Annotated in this window: 1 protein-coding gene; it reads left to right on the top strand. The window is 69.3% G+C overall.

The annotated features are described in order from the left end of the window. Positions 1 to 270, top strand: a 270-nt coding sequence (locus MFF56_RS31995) for an outer membrane protein (protein WP_373324261.1), incomplete at both ends; no start/stop codon positions are given.

The raw sequence follows: 270 nt of genomic DNA, 5'->3' as shown, positions 1-270 counted from the left end.
TTCGGCACCGTGCGCGGCCGCCTCGGCTACGCCTTCGACCGCACCCTCGTGTACGCCACCGGCGGCTTCGCCTACGGCTCGGGCGGCGGCCGTGACTTCGGCCTGCCGAACGCCTCGCGTGACGAGTTCCAGACCGGCTACGCGGTCGGCGGCGGCATCGAGTACGCCCTGCCCACCGACTCGTTCCTGAACTTCTTCCGCTCCTCGGCCGTGACGCTGAAGGTGGAAGGTCTCTACGTGAACCTCGACCAGGGCAACCGCAACAACGGC

It is taken from the genome of Methylobacterium hispanicum (assembly GCF_022179285.1).
GTDB lineage: Bacteria > Pseudomonadota > Alphaproteobacteria > Rhizobiales > Beijerinckiaceae > Methylobacterium > Methylobacterium hispanicum.
Note: the sequence above shows the minus strand (reverse complement) of the source record. Positions and strands in the feature narration are given on the sequence as shown.